Genomic DNA, 18,287 nt, shown 5'->3' with positions numbered 1-18,287 from the left:
AAAACCATTGACGATTTTGCTCCAGTCTACCTTTTTATTTATGGTTCAACTGTCACGGCAGAACTTTCTTTACCGTCTTTGTATTCAATCACAACTACTGATTTTTCAGGATTATGATCTTTATCTACTGTAATATTTCCAGTTACACCAACAAAATCTTTTAAGTTTGCCAAGCCTTTTGTGATGGCTTCTGAATCAGCTGATTTCTCATCTTCGATCGCTTTTTTCACCATATTCATGGCATCATAGGCTAAGGCGTTAAATGTAGAAGGCTCTTTACCATATTTTTCTTTAAATGCGTCAATGAATGGTTGTACGGTATCATTGGCAGGGGCTAATGTTGAAAAGTGGCCAGTATAATATACGTCGGTAACATTTTTCGCACCGGCTAAATCGATCATCTTTTCATCACCAAAACCATCTGCTCCTAAAATCGGTTGCTCGATTCCTAATTCACGCGCTTGTTTGATGATCAATCCTGCTTCTTCATAATATCCTGGGATATATAGTACATCAAAATCGGTATTTTTTAATTTTGTTAATACGGCTTGGAAATCTTTATCGCCTTTTGTAAAGTTTTCTTCCAAGACGATATCGCCTTTATATGTTTCTTTAAAGGCTTTGGTTAATCCAATTGCATAATCACTTGAGTTATCTCCTAAAATCGCGACTTTTTTAGCATCAAGATTTTTCTGTGCAAACTCTGCTAATACTTTTCCTTGGAAACTATCTTGGAAACTTGAACGGAATACGTAAGGTTGTACTTTGCCATTTGCCATTGTCACAGAATCATCTGTTCCAGAAGGCGTAATCATCGGCACCTTAGCCTTTGTAATATTCGGTGTAGCTGCTTTTGTTGCACCTGAAGTCGCCGGTCCAATGATGGCAACTACTTTATCATTAGTAGCCAAGTTCGCTGCAACAGTTGCGGCTTCATTGTTATCTGATTTATTATCTTTTACGATCAATTCAATCTTTTTCCCTAAAATTCCACCATCTTTATTGATTTGATCAACTGCTAATTCGATACCTTCTTTTTCTTGTGTTCCATATCCCGCAACATCACCAGAAAGTTCTAAATTCGCGCCAATTTTAATGGTATCTCCAGAAGGTTTATTTCCGCCTTCTGCACTATCTTTCCCAGTTGGACCTGCACTACATGCACTTAATAACACCAGACCCGCAAACAAAAATGCAAATTTTTTCTTCATCTAGATTTTCCTCCCTTAATTCCGTTTGAATATGATTCATAATATACCGAAAACTAAAACGAAAGTCAATGAATTTTCAGAATATTTTCTTTATTCTGTCACTATTTGCCAAAGAAAATAAAATAACAAAAAAGAGGAAACGAAATTACTCGTTTCCTCTTTCATTATTGTATTTTGGTTCCACTTTATCTTGCGTATTACGTGTTAGCGAAAACTCTTGTGGGACGTAATCCAAACCACCTTTAACAAATGGATGACAACGTGCAATTCGAGCACTCCCCATCGCCACACCTTTAACAGCTCCATGGACTTCGATTGCTTTAATCATATAACTTGAGCACGTTGGGTAGTACCGACAACTTGGTGGAAGCAGTGGGGAAATCCCTTTTTGATACCCTCTAACAAGTGTAATCAATGCTTTTTTCATGTACAACCTTCTTTTCTAAATGAAAAATGTGAAAATATGTTGCCATAATTTATCACTAAACACACCAAATGGCGATCCATCACCAAACACACCATAGCCAATCATTAATCCAATAAAAAATAGTAAAAAGGCGATAATGATCACAATCAATACTTTGAATAACGCAAGCAATACCGGTTGTGTTGTTCTCAACGAAGTCACACTCCTAAGCTTCTACTTTAGCTGCGGCTGTTTTTGGCATATCTGATACACGTTCTACATCAGCGCCTAAGCCTTGTAATTTTTTATGGAATTCATAGTATCCACGATCTAAATATTTTAGATTACGCACACGCGTTACGCCATTTGCGCGCAACCCAACTAAAATCAAGGCTGCTGCTGCACGTAAATCTGTTGCATTGACGATTGCTCCTTGTAAATCTGCTGCTCCTTCAATCAAAGCTACATTCCCATCGATTTTAACATCTAGATTCATACGACGCATTTCTTCTAAATGTTGGAAACGATTCTCAAAAACGGTTTCCGTTACGACACTACGTCCATTTGCTACAGCTTGAATCGCAGTCATTTGTGCTTGCATATCTGTAGGAAATCCTGGATGTGGCATGGTTTTGATCGTTGTTGCCTTTAATTCTTTAGGACCTACGATTCGAACACCATCTTCAGTTTCAATCACTTTCGCACCCATTTCGCTCAATTTAGACAATAATGGACGATTGTGTTCTGCAATAGCATCTTCAATCAATACATCCCCTTGTGTCATCGCTGCTGCAACCATAAATGTTCCCGCTTCAATACGATCTTGAACAATTGCGTGATTGACAGCATGAAGTGTGGAAACACCTTCGATACGCATTGTTTCTGTCCCTACTCCATAGATTTTTGCACCCATTTTATTCAAAATATTCGCTAGATCCACGATTTCTGGCTCACGAGCAACGTTACTGATTACAGTCGTTCCTTTAGCTTTTACCGCAGCCATCATAATATTTTGCGTTGCCCCTACACTTGGGAAATCTAAATAAATTTCGGCACCCGTTAATTCATCCGCGATCGCTTCGATATAGCCATCTTTTTGGATGATCGTTGCGCCTAAAGCTTGAAATCCTTTTAAATGCAAGTCAATTGGACGCTTTCCGATTGCACACCCACCAGGCATCGCTACTTTCGCATGGCCATTACGCGCTAAAAGTGGCCCCATTACTACGATTGAGGCACGCATTTGGCTTACATATTCATAAGGTGCTTCAATGTGTAATTTTTTTGTGGCATCGATGATCACTTCATTGTTTTCTTGATTAAATGTTACCTCTGTATTCAATTGACGAATCACTTCATTCATCGTAAATACATCCGATAAAATAGGTACGTTATGTAATGTTGTAATTCCTTCTTCTGCTAATAAAGTTGCCGCTAAGATGGGTAACACCGCATTTTTTGCGCCTTCAATTTTTACTGTTCCTTTTAATTGGTTACCACCTTTAACGATGATTTCTTCCATAGTTGTTCCCTCCAAAGTAATCAAAACTATCTTTTTGATTCTTTTTCCTATTTTTTAAAAACCGACTGTGACTAAATTTTTACTTAAGATAATTATTTCTAAAAAGAATTGACTTGCCATATAGCCTAATCCGATGGCTACTAATAACAACAAGATTTTAAGTTGAGTGGTTTTTTGTTTTTGGAAAAACGTCTCCAAACGCAATGCTTGCAAACTCCAAAACGCAAGATAAATAAACGTCAGATGACTACAAAAACGAATAAGAATGTCGACTCCATATACTTGCATATTTTCTTTGCTCCTTTAACAAAAAAACTCATGAGTCCATAATATCACAAAACGAGGGTTAAAAAAATAAATTGTGCTCGAAAAAAGAAAGAGCCTCCATTTTGGAGACTCTTACTGATGCTTCGATACATTGATCCGGTTCATTGCGCGATGAAGCGCTACTGTTGCACGTCTCACTTCATCGATGTCTTCACGTTGTTTGGCTTCTTCAATCAGACGTTCTGCACGCATTTTCGCGCGTTCTGCACGCGTTACATCAATGTCGCGTTCACGTTCTGCACTATCGGCCACAATGGAGACAAGATTATCACGCATTTCCAAAATCCCACCATTGACAGCGATCCAGTCCACATGTGTATCAGAATCCACACGTCTTACTTTCACTTCATCAATCATTAAAGGAGCGATAATCGGTGCGTGGCGAGGCAAGATCCCTAACTCACCACTAATCGTTTTTGCTACAACCATTGTCGCATGGTGATCATACACGATACCATTTGGTGTAACGACATTTACCGTTAATTGTTGTTCCATGAGACACCTCTCTTCTAGTAGCCTAACGTTTTCGCTTTTTCAACGACTTCTTCGATACGGCCAACACTACGAAACGCCTCTTCAGGAAGATCATCGTATTTACCTTCTAAAATCCCTTTAAATCCAGCAATTGTTTCTTGAACCGGTACATAAGATCCTGGTTGACCGGTAAATTGTTCCGCTACATGGAAATTTTGAGATAAGAAGAACTGGATTCTACGCGCACGCGCAACCAATACTTTTTCATCTTCTGATAATTCATCCATTCCCAAAATCGCAATAATATCTTGTAATTCACGATAGCGTTGTAGGGTATGTTGCACTTCTGTCGCAATATGATAATGCTCTTCACCAACGATTTCTGGTGCTAGTGCACTAGAAGAAGACGCCAATGGATCTACCGCTGGATAAATCCCTTGTTCCGTCAACTTACGTTCTAAGTTAGTTGTTGCGTCTAAATGGGCGAACGCAGTTGCAGGTGCTGGATCGGTATAGTCATCGGCAGGTACGTAGATGGCTTGAATGGAAGTGATCGATCCTTTTTTCGTTGACGTGATCCGCTCTTGCAATTGCCCCATTTCGGTAGCTAATGTTGGTTGATATCCCACAGCTGATGGCATACGACCTAACAAGGCAGACACTTCAGAACCAGCTTGTGTAAAACGGAAGATATTGTCGATAAACAACAGTACATCCTGTCCTTCAACATCACGGAAATATTCAGCAATCGTTAATCCAGTCAAGGCTACACGCATCCGTGCACCAGGTGGCTCATTCATTTGTCCAAACACCATCGCTGTTTTTTCAATGACTCCTGAATCTTTCATTTCATAATACAAATCGTTTCCTTCACGTGTACGCTCACCAACACCAGTAAAGACCGAAATCCCACCGTGTTCTTGTGCGATATTGTGAATCAACTCTTGAATCAATACCGTTTTTCCTACACCGGCTCCCCCAAACAATCCAACTTTACCACCTTTTAAATAAGGGGCTAATAGATCGATGACTTTGATCCCTGTTTCTAGAATTTCTGTGCTTGTACTTAATTCATCAAAATTAGGGGCTTTTTTATGGATTCCACTACGCGGTGCATCTTTAGGAAAAGGAGCTTCTAAGTCAATCGTATCTCCTAATACATTAAACACACGTCCTAAAGTTTCTGTTCCAACTGGTACAGAAATAGATTCTCCCATATCGACAACTTCCATCCCACGTTGCAATCCATCAGTCGATTCCATTGCAATCGCACGAATGATTCCGTCACCTAATTCTAACGCTGCTTCTAAAACAACTTTTGTTTTATTGGCATCATTTTTATATACAACCAGCGCATTGTTGATATCTGGTAAGGAGTGATCTAACGAAAACTCTACGTCAACAACTGGTCCGATTACTTGAACAATTTTGCCTGAACTCATTTATTCTCCTCCATTCACTCAAAAATCATTCGAGCGCAGCTGCACCACCAACAATTTCAGTAATTTCTTGTGTAATGGCACCTTGACGTGCTCGATTGTATGAGATCGTTAAATCATCAATAATATTTTTTGCATTATCTGTAGCCGTCTTCATCGCTGTCATACCCGCAGCATGCTCTGCCGTTTTCGCATCAACGATAGCGCCATAAATCAGACTTTCTGCATATTGTGGTAAGAGTTGCGTCAAAATCTCTTCTCGTGAAGGTTCGAAAATATATTCTTGTTCATATGTTTTCGCCTCACTTGGATCAAGATCAACGATTGGCAACATCTTCTCTACTCGAAATTGGCTTGTTAATGAATTGATATGGTGGTTGTAACACACATATAACTCATCAAAGACACCACTTTGGTACATTGAAGTCGCTGTATTCACGATTTTTCGAACTTCTTCAAAACTTGGTTGATCTGATAAATTACGCAGTTCGTAAGCCAATGTAATCCCACGAGTTTTGAAAAAGTCAGCCCCCGTAGCACCGATCGAGATCATGACATACTCATCAGGTGAGGTATGGTCTTCATTGATCATTGTTAACATTTGTTTTAAAATCGAACTATTGTAACCACCAACTAATCCACCATCTGAAGTAATCACAATATACCCTGTTTTTTTAACAGGACGACTAATCAACATACTTCCATAATTGATGCCCACAGAAGAAGCAGGAACAGTGGCTAGATCTGTCAACTGTTGTGCTGCTAAGTGAGTTACGATCTCTCTTACTTTTGATGCATAGATTTGAAATTTTCTCGAATGTGCTTCTGATTTTGTCAATTTTGCTGCAGATACCATTTGCATCGCATTAGTGATCTGACTGGTTTTTTTTGTTGAAGCAATCCGTTGTTTAATTTCATTTAAAGACGCACCCATCCTTATTCACCTCTTCTTTGCTTGTTACGCGTTCGTTAATGATGCAAGAAATAATTCTTTGCATCCATTGATTGCTTGATCAAGAATTTTTTCTTCAGGTAAATCTTTTGTAGTGCGAATCGTTTCAAAAATTTCTGGTGCATTATTTTGAATGTAATCAAATAATTGTGATTCAAAATGTAAGATTTCTTCTACAGGGATACTGTCGATAAATCCATGCGTTAAGGCATATAAAATCACTACTTGTTTTTCAACTGGTAGTGGCTCATGCAATTTTTGTTTTAAAATTTCAACTGTACGTCGTCCACGATTTAATTTTGCTTGTGTGGCTGCGTCTAAATCGGAACCAAATTGTGTGAAAGCTTCTAATTCACGATAGCTAGCTAAATCAAGACGCAACGTACCGGCAACTTTTTTCATTGCTTTGATTTGCGCAGATCCTCCAACCCGTGATACTGAAAGTCCCGCAGCTACAGCCGGGCGAATCCCTGAATAGAATAGATCACTTTCTAAAAAGATCTGTCCATCTGTAATTGAGATAACGTTAGTTGGAATATAAGCCGAGATGTCTCCAGCTTGCGTTTCTACAAACGGCAAGGCTGTCATTGACCCTCCACCTAATTCATCACTTAATTTTGCCGCACGTTCTAATAAACGTGAATGCAAGTAAAACACATCACCAGGATAGGCTTCACGACCTGGAGGACGTCTTAATAGTAAGGATAATTCACGATAAGCCACAGCTTGTTTTGATAAATCATCGTATACGATCAGTACATGTTTCCCATTGTACATAAATTCTTCACCCATAGCAGCTCCAGCATATGGTGCAATGTAGAGCATTGGCGCTGGTTGCGATGCACCGGCTGAAACGACGATCGTATAGTCTAACGCCCCATAACGACGTAACGTTTCTACTTGCGCGCGCACAGTCGAATCTTTTTGTCCGATCGCTACATAGATACAGATCATATCTTGACCTTTTTGGTTGATAATCGTATCAATCGCAATCGATGTTTTCCCAGTTTTACGGTCACCAATGACCAATTCACGTTGTCCGCGACCAATCGGTACTAATGCATCGATTGCTTTAAGACCTGTTTGCATAGGTTCATCAACTGATTTACGTTGCATAACACCAGGCGCAGCAGCTTCAACTGGACGTGTCCGTGTCGTTTTAATGTCGCCTAATCCATCGATTGGTTGCCCTAATGAATTGACAACACGACCAATTAACGCTTCCCCAACAGGTACTTCCATAATTTTTCCAGTACGTTTTACTTTATCGCCTTCGCGAATTGATTCGAAATCACCTAAAATAATAATTCCGACATCATTTGACTCTAAATTTTGTGCCATACCAAATGAACCATTAGCAAATTCTAGCAACTCGCCACTCATCGCATTTTCTAAACCATGCGCACGTGCGATTCCATCTCCGACATACGTTACGGTTCCGATTTCTTCAACTGAAAGTTCATTATGATAATTTTTGATTTGTTCTTTAATCAAGGCACTAATTTCTTCTGCTTTAATCGACATTTAGTTCACCTCTCATCAACTATCTATTCTGATAATTTCATTCGTAATTCTTCTAAGCGACTCTTGACACTTCCATCCACAACTTGATGATTGGCTTCAACCACAACTCCACCGATAATTGTTGGATCGATTTGTTCTGTAAGTTGTGCTTTTTCATATCCCAATAAAGGTGCGATCTGCATTTCAATAGCAGATTTTTGTTGGGCTGTTAATTCAACAGCTGTCGTGACTGTCCCAATAATCAATCCTTGCTTGTCGTCAAAGCGTCGTTCATATTCGTCGATAATCAATAAGAGATCATCCATCCGATTGTACTCAAATACGACAGCCAAAAAATTTTGGATCAACGGATCAAATGAGGGAGTCAAAGCACTTAAAATAGCTTTCTTTTCAGTCATCTCTAAGCGAACATCACTTAAAATTTCTCCAAGATCAGCTACTTCGATGAAGACTTGACGCAGTACGAGTAATTGTTCATAAACGGCTTGTTCTTCATGCACTTCTGTCGCCAATTCAAAAAGTGCCTTAGCATAGCGTTTACCAACAGTCGCCTTATCGAGTTTCATTTGTTGATCCCAATGTATCGATATATGTTTCGATCAATGCTTCATGCGCATCTTTAGACAGTTCTTTTCGCAAGATTTGTTCAGCAATTTGCAATGAGATCGCTGCAACATCATCTTTAACTGCTTGATACGCTGCATCTTTTTCAATGGCGATATCCGATTGCGCTTTTGTTTTCAAACGAGATGCTTCGTCTTTTGCATCTTCTACAATCGTTTGGCGAGTCATCTCTCCATTGTCTTTTGCTTGTTGAATGATTGTCGCTGCTTCAGCACGAGAGTTCAATAACTGAGCTTCTCGCTCTTGTTCTAGAGCAGCGGCTTTTAGTCTTGATTGTTCTGCAGAGTCGATATCGTTTGCGATTTTGTCTTCGCGTTGTTTTAGCATTTCACTTACTGAACCCCAAGCAAAATGTTTAAGCAACAAGAGCAAAATCAACATCGCGCCACTTACGACAATAATATTGCCCCAAGTTGTGTTTTGAACTTCTGCTACTACCAATTGATTAAGCATCGCGCAACTTCCTTTCATTGTTTCTCGTTTTAGTTTAGGTTATCGCTTATTGACCAAAAACTAAAATAAAGGCGATTACGACCCCTAGAATTGGCACCGCTTCAACTAAACCAACCCCGATAAACATTGTTGAACGCAATTGACCTGACATTTCTGGTTGACGTGCCATTGATTCGATTGTTTTTGAAATTACCATCCCATTACCAACTCCGGCACCGATAGCCGCTCCAATAATGATTAAACCCGCTGCGATAAAATTCATGTGTATTTCCTCCTAAGTATGTTTTAATGTTCTGCTTCAATTTTGTGACTAAGATAAACCATTGATAATGTAACGAAAACATAAGCTTGAATTGCTCCAATAAATAATGAAAAGGCAATCCAGATCATCTCTAGTGGTAAAGCAATCGGTAACGACCACCAACCCAAACTAATGAACATATTCGCAAGTAAGCCCAATAGCACTTCTCCTGCAAAAATATTTCCGTATAACCGTAGACCCAAGGTAATGATATTCGTAAATTCTTCGATCAATTTGATTGGCAGCAAGAATCCAACCGGTTTCAAATAAGAATTTACTAGATATCCCTTAAATCCAAATTGTTTCACTCCGAAGAAATGCGTCATTGCAATCACCATCAACGCTAACGTTAAGGTTACCGCAGGATTAGCAGTTGGTGATTTCCATAGCGTAAGTTCATTTCTCAAGATGATCCGTGTCACTAGTCCAATCTCATTGGCTACAAATACAAATAAAAATAATGTAACCGCGATTAAGTGATACGATTTCACTTCTTTGCTTGGCAAATTATCTGCCACGACTTTACGAACAAAATCAATGACCCATTCAATAAAGTTTTGTTTACCAGTAGGCTTCAATTTTAAGTTCCTTGTGCAGACGAACACAATCAAAAATACAATGAAACACGACAATAATGTCATCAGCAGCACAGTCCCATCAAACCAAATCGGCCCAATATGAAACAATAGAGATTGTTCTTCCAAAACAGCTCACCTCTTTTCAACCAAAACCCCAAAAATGATTTTGTGATTTTTCAATCATTCTAAACAACAACGGTATCATACCACCACTAATGCAAAAATTCAAAGTGTTTTCTTCATTTTTTCAAACAAAATTGCGAATTTGAAAAAAAACAGGCTTCATTACATTTGTAAGCGACATCATACCGTTTTTGTCATACTTGCTTACGTCTAATGCTATCAGAATCGACAGCAAAATCAAAGCAAGTTTTATTGATTTTTGTAATTTTTTTTAGTAATTTTTTAGTGCTCGGCTAATTTGACGATCTTGGTCTTTACGTTTTAAGGTTTCACGCTTATCATACTCGCGTTTTCCTTTTGCAATCCCAATCAATACCTTAGCATATCCATCTTTAATGTAGACTTTTAGAGGAACAATCGTAACACCAGCTGTTTTGGTTTCCCCAAATAATTTTTGGATTTGTTTTTTATGCAAAAGTAATTTACGTGTACGTAATGGATCATGGTTGAATAAATTTCCTTGTTCATAAGGGCTAATGTGCACATTATATAAAAAGGCTTCTCCATTTCGAACACGAACGAAACCATCTTTTAAATTGATTCGACTATTGCGAATTGATTTAATTTCTGTTCCTTGTAACACAATACCTGCTTCCATCGTGTCCAATATACTATAATCATGGCGAGCTTTTTTATTTTGGGCGATTAAACGGCCTTCTCCTTTTGGCATAAATTTACTCCTTTACTTTTTTTTCGAACCTTTCTTTTTCTTCACACCTTTATAAAAAGGTTTTTTCTTTCCTTTTTTCCCATGGGATTTCTCTTTGAATCCATTCTTTCGTCCTGCTTGTTGGACTTTTTCTTTAATAGCAGATGAATTTGAACCACGGCGTGTATTTTTTTGTTTCGTTTGAATAGGTAATGTTTCGACTTCTTCAGAAGAAAGCAATTCAAAATCGATTTCACGTGTTTCTGGATCGGATTTTGTTACCCGAATCAAGACTTTTTGACCGATTTTAAACGTACGTCCAGTACGCTCGCCTACTAAAGCCAAATGCGTCTCAACGAAATGATAGTAATCGTCTTTTAAGGCATTGATATGGATTAACCCTTCTACCGTATTTGGTAATTCAACAAAGAAGCCAAATTTAACGACCGAACCAATGATTCCTTCAAACTCTTCTCCAACATGATCTGCCATAAATTCTGCTTTCTTCAAAGCATCGACTTCACGTTCGGTTTCAACTGCGCGACGTTCCATTTGCGAACTGTGCAGCGCAATATCTGGTAATTGCTCTTCCCATTTTTTTTGCGTTGCTTCACTACGATCTGCTAAATACGTACGGATCAAACGATGTACGATCAAATCAGGATAACGACGAATCGGAGAAGTAAAGTGCGTGTAATAATCTGCAGCTAAGCCGTAATGACCCAAGTTTTCTTCTGCATATTTCGCTTGCTGCATACTTCTTAATAACACCGTACTAATAACGGGGGCTTCTGGGCGTCCTTCTACTTCTTTTAAGACGGTTTGCAACGCTTTAGGCGTAATCGAACCATTTGTTTGTTTGACTAAGATTCCTAGCGCTGCTGCGAAATCAAAGAATCGTTTTAATTTTTCTTCTTTAGGATCTTCATGAATACGATAAATAAATGGCAATTGTTGAGTAGCAAAATGTTTTGCGACTGTTTCATTTGCTGCAAGCATGAATGATTCAATCATTTTTTCGCCTACACCACGCGTGCGGACACGAATATCTAACGGATGTCCATTTTCATCTACAACAACTTGTGCTTCTCGATCTTCAAAAGATACGGCCCCTCTATTTTGACGCATCGTATCCAATAAAGCATGTAAATCTGCCATTTCTTCAAACATTGGGACTAGTTTTTCATAGCGTTGACGTGTTTCTTGGTCTTGTTCTTCAATGATTTGATTGATTGCCGTGTACGTCATGCGCTCTGTTGTTTGAATGATACTTGGAAAGATATCGTAGTGTACAATGAAACCTTGTGCATCGATTTCCATCTCACAGCTCATCGCTAGACGTGGCACACGAGGATTTAAGGAACAGATTCCATTAGACAATCGTTGTGGTAACATTGGGATCACACGATCTGTTAAATAAACACTTGTTCCTCGCTCAAAGGCTTCGCGGTCTAACGGTGACTGTTCGGTTACATAATACGAAACATCTGCAATATGGACGCCTAAAAAATAATGTCCATTCGCTAATTTCTTTACAGTAACCGCATCATCTAAATCTTTTGCATCCTCTCCGTCAATAGTCACGATCAGTTGATCTCTAAGGTCACGACGATCTGGAAAATCTTTAGGATCAATGGTATCTGCAACGGCTTCTGATTGCGCAATCACATCGTCTGGAAACGTCATCGGAATTCCATGTGCTGCAATGACCGATACGATATCCATACCGGGATCATTTTTGTGACCTAATGTTTGGACAACAAGTCCTTCCGCACTTTTAGCATAACCTTTTTCAGGGTAATGCGTTAGTGTGACTTTCACGATTGCCCCATCTACTGGACGAATGCCTTCTGCAGAAACAAAGACTTTCACGCCATTGATTTTTTTGTCTTTAGGAGTCACATAGCCGTAAAGATCCGTATCTTTGATCTCTTCGTCATCAAATAAATGAAACTCGCCCACAACGTCTTGTGCGGCGCGTTCGCGGATTTCGACAACCTTGCCTTCTGCTCCTTTGTCACTACCTGGTTGGGCTACTTTAGTGATATCAATCGCTACAATATCGCCATCCATCGCATAGCCAGTCGCTTCTTGTGGGATATAAACATCTGCTTCTTCATCAGAAATACTCACAAAGCCAAATCCACGCTCATTCCCACGAAACGTCCCTTCCACTAAAAATAAGGGTTGAGGCAATTGAATGTTGCCTTTTTTGTTGAGTACGATCGACCCTTCACGTTCCATAACGGCAATGGTTTGCACGAGTGTTTTAAATTCATTGCTTTTTTCCAAGCCCATTGCTTTAGCTAAGGCTTCCATCGTAATACTCTTTTTATCATATTGCGTAAGATACGCTAAAATATTTTCTTTAATTGTTTGCTTCATATTACTCCTCATTCCAAGAAAGTGTTTCTAAAAACGCTAATACGTCTTGTTCAAACTGCTTTCTTTCTGGTCCAACTGTGACAACATGGCCACTATTTGGATACCAGTTTAATGTAAATTTTTTATCTGTAACTTGTTGTATCGTGTGAAAGACTGATTCAGCCGGAATCATTTCATCTTGAGCAGCCTGAACGAATAAAATCGGACATGTAATCGTACGTAAACGATCAAACGATTGCTGACTATGCGCTTGGATCCCAGCAAGTTGTGTCGCTACTTTTTGGGGAACCGTCTCCAGTTGTTTTACTTTTTCTTCGTCATCTAACTCGGTAAAGGTATCTAAGACCATCTTGGCATACCACATAAAACTTTTTGGGACATTCGTTTCTACAGGTGTGATCGGTGAACAAAAAGAACCGCCTCCGATAATTTGTGGAATCGCTTCTTCTAACAAACGAATGGCGTACATTCCTCCAAGCGACAAACCAAACACTGCTACCTGTTCATAGCCTTTAGCAATCACGTCGTGAACTGCAGCTTTAGCTTCTTCAAACCATTCATCTGGGCTTTGTGCTAAGATATCGTGTGGATCGACCGTTCCATGTCCTTTAAACATAGGGGTGTACACCGTATAGTGTGCTTGTTCTAATTTTCTTGCCAACATTCTGACATCATTTGGACTTCCAGAATAGGCATGAAACAAAATAACTGCTCGCTTGCCTTGTTGACTAAATATTGGTTTTGGCGTTACAAACTTCTTCTTCATTCTTGTTAAACTCCTTTAACTCCCTAAATCTAGAAAAAAAACCTCCCATTTCTGAGAGGCAAAGTTACTATTTTGATGATAAAAATGACAAAAGAAATAGTAAGATAATCCATACAGCGCCTAAGATGGCTGTTGAACGTTGCATCACGGCTTCAAAACCGCGGGCCTTTTGTTTCCCAAACAGTTGGTCAGCACCACCTGTAAAGGCACTTGCTGCGCTATTTTGTTTACTTGGTTGCATCATAATCGTAATTACAATGACAAATGATAAAATAATCACTACTGCTAAAAGAAAATCATACATGTAAAACTTGCCTCCTTTTTCAATCAAAAGTCTCTCAAAGCTACTCTATCATACTTAAGGCCAAGTTTCCACTAATATCAAATGAAAGTTTTATCTTTTCCATACATCTGCATATTGATTATCTTTTTCGAATTTCGCTTTAACATAAGGACAAAGCGGATCAATCATTAATTTTTCTTTACGTGCTAGTTCGACTGCACGGTCGACTAATTGTGCCGCTAATCCTTTTCCTTGATGATTCGCATCTACACCTGTGTGGTTGATTGTCATGATCCCATCTTTGATTGCCCAAGTGATTTCTCCAATTTCTTGATTTCCTTCCGTAATCACAATGCGATTTGCTTCATATTCAAAATCCATTTCGTTATCCTCCTAATGTTTGGTTTATTTTTCCCATTTATAGCCTAGCGCTTCAAGTGCCGATAATTTTACTAAATGTGAATACACGTCACAATTCACAATCGCAGTTCGATCATTAAACTTAATAATTATTCCTTTAATTTCTTCACCTTGAATATTATTACATGCTACTGTATCTCCAATTCCAATCATCATAACGTCCGCCCCCAACATAATGTTTGTTTCTTATACATTATAATAGTAGTACGTTGCCTATTTTTTGGGAAGTATAACGCTAGTCATAAAACTAATTTTTGAAGATTGCATCAAAAAAAAGCTCTAAATCTTGTCAAGACAAGATTTAGAGCCTAAAATTCACATCTATTCAATGCTTATTTGTTTTTTAAGTTGTAGAAAGCTTGTAAGCCTTTGTACTCAGCAACTTCACCTAATTGGTCTTCGATACGTAGTAATTGGTTGTATTTTGCAATACGGTCAGTACGTGATAAAGAACCAGTTTTGATTTGGCCAGCGTTTGTTGCAACAGCGATATCAGAGATTGTAGAATCTTCTGTTTCACCAGAACGGTGAGATACTACTGCAGTGTATCCAGCTTCTTTAGCCATTTCGATTGCTTCAAATGTTTCAGTTAAAGTACCGATTTGGTTCACTTTGATTAAGATTGAGTTCCCAATTCCTTGAGCAATCCCTTTAGATAAGATTTCAGTGTTTGTAACGAATAAATCGTCACCTACTAATTGAACTTTGTCGCCTAAACGTTCAGTTAATAGTTTCCATCCATCCCAGTCATTTTCATCCATACCGTCTTCGATAGTGATGATTGGGTATTTGTTTACTAATTCTTCTAGGTAGTCTACTTGTTGTGCAGCAGTACGTTTCGCACCAGTTTCACCTTCGAATTTAGCGTAGTTGTATACACCATCTTCGTAGAATTCTGAAGATGCACAGTCAAATCCTAGGTATACATCTTTACCAGGTTCTAATCCAGCAGCTTTGATCGCAGCTAAAATTGTTTCAACACCGTCTTCTGTTCCTTCAAAACGTGGAGCAAATCCACCTTCGTCACCTACAGAAGTTTCTAAACCACGGTCGTGTAAGATTGCTTTTAACGCGTGGAATACTTCAGTACCCCAACGTAAAGCTTCTTTAAATGTTGGTGCGCCAACTGGTAAAATCATGAACTCTTGGAATGCGATTGGAGCATCTGAGTGAGATCCGCCGTTGATGATGTTCATCATTGGAGTTGGTAATAATTTAGTATTGAATCCGCCTAAGTAGTGGTATAAAGGCACTTCTAAGTAATCAGCAGCTGCGCGTGCAACAGCGATAGAAACACCAAGAATAGCGTTCGCGCCTAATTTACCTTTGTTTGGAGTACCGTCTAAAGCGATCATTGCTTTATCGATAGCCATTTGATCACGTACATCGTAACCAATGATAGCTTCAGCAATCACGTTGTTTACGTTATCTACTGCTTTTGTAACACCTTTTCCGCCGTAACGAGCTTTGTCGCCGTCACGTAATTCAACTGCTTCGTGCTCACCAGTTGAAGCTCCTGAAGGAACCATTCCGCGTCCGAAAGCGCCTGATTCAGTGTATACTTCTACTTCGATTGTTGGGTTACCGCGTGAGTCTAAGACTTCGCGTGCGTAAACATCAGTAATAATTGACATGTTTTGTCTCTCCTTTGAGTTGTGTAATTAATAAGGGGATTCCCTTTAATACTCTTCTATTGTAATGAACTTTTGCTCAGACTGCAAATAAAAACTGAAAATGAAAGCGAATTATTTCACTGCATCTAATAATGCTAAGAAAGAATCAGCTTGTAAGCTTGCGCCACCAACTAAAGCTCCATCAACATTTTCTTTTGCCATGTATTCTGCGATATTTTCTGGTTTTACAGAGCCACCGTATTGGATACGTACAGCTTCTGAAACTTCTTTACCGTATAATTTTTCAACAGTTTGACGCACAACACCACAGATTGTATCCGCAATTGTTGCATCAGCTGATTTACCAGTTCCGATTGCCCAGATTGGTTCATAAGCAATGACCATTGCACTCACTTGTTCAGCTGTTAAGCCTTCTAAGCCTGCAGTGATTTGTGTTTCGATCCAATCAGCTGTTTGGTTTGCTTCATAAGTTTCTAAAGACTCACCACAACAAAGGATTGGTGTCATGTTGTTCGCAAAAATAGCTTTTGCTTTTTTGTTGATTTCTTGATCTGTTTCGTGGAAATATTCACGACGTTCAGAGTGTCCGATGATCACATAGTCCACACCTAAATCAGCAAGCGCTGCAGGTGAAGTTTCACCAGTAAATGCACCTTCATTTTCCCAGTAGCTATTTTGAGCTGCAATTTTTAAATCTGTTCCCTTAGCTTCAGTTACTAAAGTTTCTAAAAATAATGCTGGTGCTCCAATAACAGAATCTACTGCATCATTTGATGGGATAGCATTTTTCACAGCTTCAGCAAACGCTTTTGCTTCAGAAGCCGTTTTGTTCATTTTCCAGTTTCCAGCGATAATTGGTTTACGCATAATAATTTGACACTCCTTTATTGATCTCGACTTATTTGTCGTTGATTGCAGCTAATCCTGGTAATGTTTTTCCTTCTAGCAATTCTAAACTTGCTCCACCACCTGTTGAGATGTGAGTAAATTTATCTGCAAAACCTAATTGTTCCGCAGCTGCTGCAGAATCACCACCACCGATGATTGTTGTTGCATCTTTTAATTCCGCAATTGCTTTACATACGCCGATCGTACCTTCAGCAAATTTAGATAATTCAAATACACCCATTGGTCCATTCCAGATTACCGTTTTCGCACCTTGTAATTCTTCAGTAAATAATTTCACTGTTTTTGGTCCGATATCTAATCCTTCAAGATTTGCAGGGATATTGTGTTCGTGAATTTCAATGTGTGCATCATTTGAAAAGTCATCCGCACAAACTGTATCGATTGGTAAGATGATTTTTCCATTTGCTTTTTCTAATAAAGATTTTGCAAGATCCACTTTGTCTAATTCACAAATAGACATTCCAACTTCATATCCTAAAGCTTTGTAGAATGTATACGTCATTCCACCACCGATTAAAATTTTATCTGCAGTATCAATTAAGTTTTCGATTACGCCAATTTTATCCGAAACTTTCGCTCCACCTAAAATCGCAACCATTGGATGTTCTGGGTGTTCCACAACGCCACCAACAAAATTGATTTCTTTTTCCATTACAAAACCTGCAGCAGTTGGAATGCCTGTAGAAGCAATTCCGACGTTTGATGCGTGCGCACGGTGAGCAGTACCAAATGCATCATTTACAAATACATCACCTAAAGAAGCCCAATATTTTCCTAGTTCAGGATCATTTTTGCTTTCTTTTTTACCATCGATATCTTCGAAACGAGTGTTTTCAAATAATAAAACATCGCCGTCTTTAAGATCGTTGATTGCTGCTTCTAATTTTTCACCGCGTGTTTGATCTACAAAAGTAACATCTTTTCCTAATAATTCAGATAAACGAGTGGCCACTGGAGCTAAAGATTTACCTTCTTTATCTTCTTCAGTTTTTACACGTCCTAAATGAGAGAATAAAATGGCTTTTCCACCATGATCAATCACGTATTGGATTGTTGGTAACGCTGCTTTGATACGAGTATCATCCGTAATTTGACCGTCTTTTAACGGCACGTTAAAGTCAACGCGGACTAAAACCTTTTTATCTTTCAATTCTAAATCTTGAACTGTCATTTTTGCCATTGAAATTGCCTCCTAGCGTATATTTAGCGTATAAATTCCTAAAAAAAAGCGGAGAAGCGCGTCGCTT

At 38.8% G+C, this 18,287-nt stretch carries 22 protein-coding genes; all 22 read right to left on the bottom strand.

Annotation, left to right across the window (positions count from 1 at the left end):
- Nucleotides 1-38: 38 nt before the first annotated feature.
- Complete coding sequence (locus I573_RS06720) at nt 39-1,211, bottom strand: ABC transporter substrate-binding protein (RefSeq protein WP_016185779.1); 1,173 nt, start codon at nt 1,209-1,211, stop codon at nt 39-41.
- 145 nt (nt 1,212-1,356) lie between these two features.
- Entirely contained in the window at nt 1,357-1,638 is a 282-nt protein-coding gene (gene yidD, locus I573_RS06715) for a membrane protein insertion efficiency factor YidD (RefSeq protein WP_016185780.1), read from the bottom strand.
- A 15-nt stretch (nt 1,639-1,653) separates the two neighbouring features.
- Nucleotides 1,654-1,830 (bottom strand): DNA-directed RNA polymerase subunit beta, encoded by a 177-nt coding sequence (locus I573_RS11390; RefSeq protein WP_016185781.1) that lies wholly within the window; start codon nt 1,828-1,830, stop codon nt 1,654-1,656.
- Nucleotides 1,831-1,843: 13 nt separating this feature from the next.
- On the bottom strand, nt 1,844-3,139 hold the full coding sequence (gene murA, locus I573_RS06710; RefSeq protein ID WP_016185782.1) for a UDP-N-acetylglucosamine 1-carboxyvinyltransferase: 1,296 nt from the start codon (nt 3,137-3,139) through the stop codon (nt 1,844-1,846).
- 54 nt (nt 3,140-3,193) lie between these two features.
- A complete protein-coding gene (locus tag I573_RS06705; RefSeq protein ID WP_016185783.1) occupies nt 3,194-3,427 on the bottom strand; it encodes a DUF1146 family protein in 234 nt (77 codons plus the stop codon).
- Between the two features lie 111 nt (nt 3,428-3,538).
- Nucleotides 3,539-3,961, bottom strand: a complete 423-nt coding sequence (locus I573_RS06700) for a F0F1 ATP synthase subunit epsilon (protein WP_016185784.1) — start codon at nt 3,959-3,961, stop codon at nt 3,539-3,541.
- Between the two features lie 14 nt (nt 3,962-3,975).
- A complete protein-coding gene (gene atpD / locus I573_RS06695; RefSeq protein ID WP_016185785.1) occupies nt 3,976-5,382 on the bottom strand; it encodes a F0F1 ATP synthase subunit beta in 1,407 nt (468 codons plus the stop codon).
- Nucleotides 5,383-5,407: 25 nt separating this feature from the next.
- A complete protein-coding gene (locus tag I573_RS06690) occupies nt 5,408-6,313 on the bottom strand; it encodes a F0F1 ATP synthase subunit gamma (protein WP_016185786.1) in 906 nt (301 codons plus the stop codon).
- 24 nt (nt 6,314-6,337) lie between these two features.
- The gene (gene atpA, locus I573_RS06685) at nt 6,338-7,855 is read right to left on the bottom strand and encodes a F0F1 ATP synthase subunit alpha (protein ID WP_016185787.1); all 1,518 of its coding nucleotides are present in this window, start codon (nt 7,853-7,855) and stop codon (nt 6,338-6,340) included.
- Between the two features lie 23 nt (nt 7,856-7,878).
- Nucleotides 7,879-8,421 carry an ATP synthase F1 subunit delta gene (atpH, locus tag I573_RS06680; protein ID WP_016185788.1) on the bottom strand — a complete coding sequence of 181 codons (543 nt, stop codon included), beginning with the start codon at nt 8,419-8,421 and terminating at the stop codon, nt 7,879-7,881.
- Nucleotides 8,408-8,932: a F0F1 ATP synthase subunit B gene (atpF, locus tag I573_RS06675; RefSeq protein WP_016185789.1), complete on the bottom strand. Its 525-nt coding sequence runs from the start codon at nt 8,930-8,932 to the stop codon at nt 8,408-8,410. The genes atpH and atpF overlap by 14 nt, the downstream gene beginning before the upstream one ends.
- A 46-nt stretch (nt 8,933-8,978) precedes the next feature.
- Nucleotides 8,979-9,194: an ATP synthase F0 subunit C gene (gene atpE, locus I573_RS06670; RefSeq protein ID WP_016185790.1), complete on the bottom strand. Its 216-nt coding sequence runs from the start codon at nt 9,192-9,194 to the stop codon at nt 8,979-8,981.
- A gap of 23 nt (nt 9,195-9,217) precedes the next feature.
- A complete protein-coding gene (atpB, locus tag I573_RS06665) occupies nt 9,218-9,937 on the bottom strand; it encodes a F0F1 ATP synthase subunit A (RefSeq protein ID WP_016185791.1) in 720 nt (239 codons plus the stop codon).
- A 268-nt stretch (nt 9,938-10,205) separates the two neighbouring features.
- Nucleotides 10,206-10,664, bottom strand: coding sequence for an SsrA-binding protein SmpB (smpB, locus tag I573_RS06660; RefSeq protein WP_016185792.1), 459 nt, complete (start codon nt 10,662-10,664; stop codon nt 10,206-10,208).
- Nucleotides 10,665-10,676: 12 nt separating this feature from the next.
- Nucleotides 10,677-13,028, bottom strand: a complete 2,352-nt coding sequence (rnr, locus tag I573_RS06655; RefSeq protein ID WP_016185793.1) for a ribonuclease R — start codon at nt 13,026-13,028, stop codon at nt 10,677-10,679.
- Nucleotide 13,029: 1 nt separating this feature from the next.
- A complete protein-coding gene (locus tag I573_RS06650) occupies nt 13,030-13,794 on the bottom strand; it encodes an alpha/beta hydrolase (RefSeq protein WP_016185794.1) in 765 nt (254 codons plus the stop codon).
- Between the two features lie 67 nt (nt 13,795-13,861).
- Entirely contained in the window at nt 13,862-14,098 is a 237-nt protein-coding gene (gene secG, locus I573_RS06645; RefSeq protein ID WP_016185795.1) for a preprotein translocase subunit SecG, read from the bottom strand.
- 90 nt (nt 14,099-14,188) lie between these two features.
- Entirely contained in the window at nt 14,189-14,458 is a 270-nt protein-coding gene (locus I573_RS06640) for a GNAT family N-acetyltransferase (RefSeq protein WP_016185796.1), read from the bottom strand.
- A 24-nt stretch (nt 14,459-14,482) separates the two neighbouring features.
- Nucleotides 14,483-14,653, bottom strand: a complete 171-nt coding sequence (locus tag I573_RS11520) for a hypothetical protein (protein WP_016185797.1) — start codon at nt 14,651-14,653, stop codon at nt 14,483-14,485.
- Nucleotides 14,654-14,829: 176 nt separating this feature from the next.
- Entirely contained in the window at nt 14,830-16,131 is a 1,302-nt protein-coding gene (gene eno / locus I573_RS06635; RefSeq protein ID WP_016185798.1) for a surface-displayed alpha-enolase, read from the bottom strand.
- A 111-nt stretch (nt 16,132-16,242) separates the two neighbouring features.
- On the bottom strand, nt 16,243-16,998 hold the full coding sequence (gene tpiA, locus I573_RS06630; protein WP_016185799.1) for a triose-phosphate isomerase: 756 nt from the start codon (nt 16,996-16,998) through the stop codon (nt 16,243-16,245).
- Nucleotides 16,999-17,029: 31 nt separating this feature from the next.
- Complete coding sequence (locus I573_RS06625) at nt 17,030-18,220, bottom strand: phosphoglycerate kinase (RefSeq protein WP_016185800.1); 1,191 nt, start codon at nt 18,218-18,220, stop codon at nt 17,030-17,032.
- Between the last annotated feature and the right edge of the window lie 67 nt (nt 18,221-18,287).

The sequence above is a fragment of the Enterococcus sulfureus ATCC 49903 genome (assembly GCF_000407605.1).
GTDB lineage: Bacteria > Bacillota > Bacilli > Lactobacillales > Enterococcaceae > Enterococcus_G > Enterococcus_G sulfureus.
Note: the sequence above shows the minus strand (reverse complement) of the source record. Positions and strands in the feature narration are given on the sequence as shown.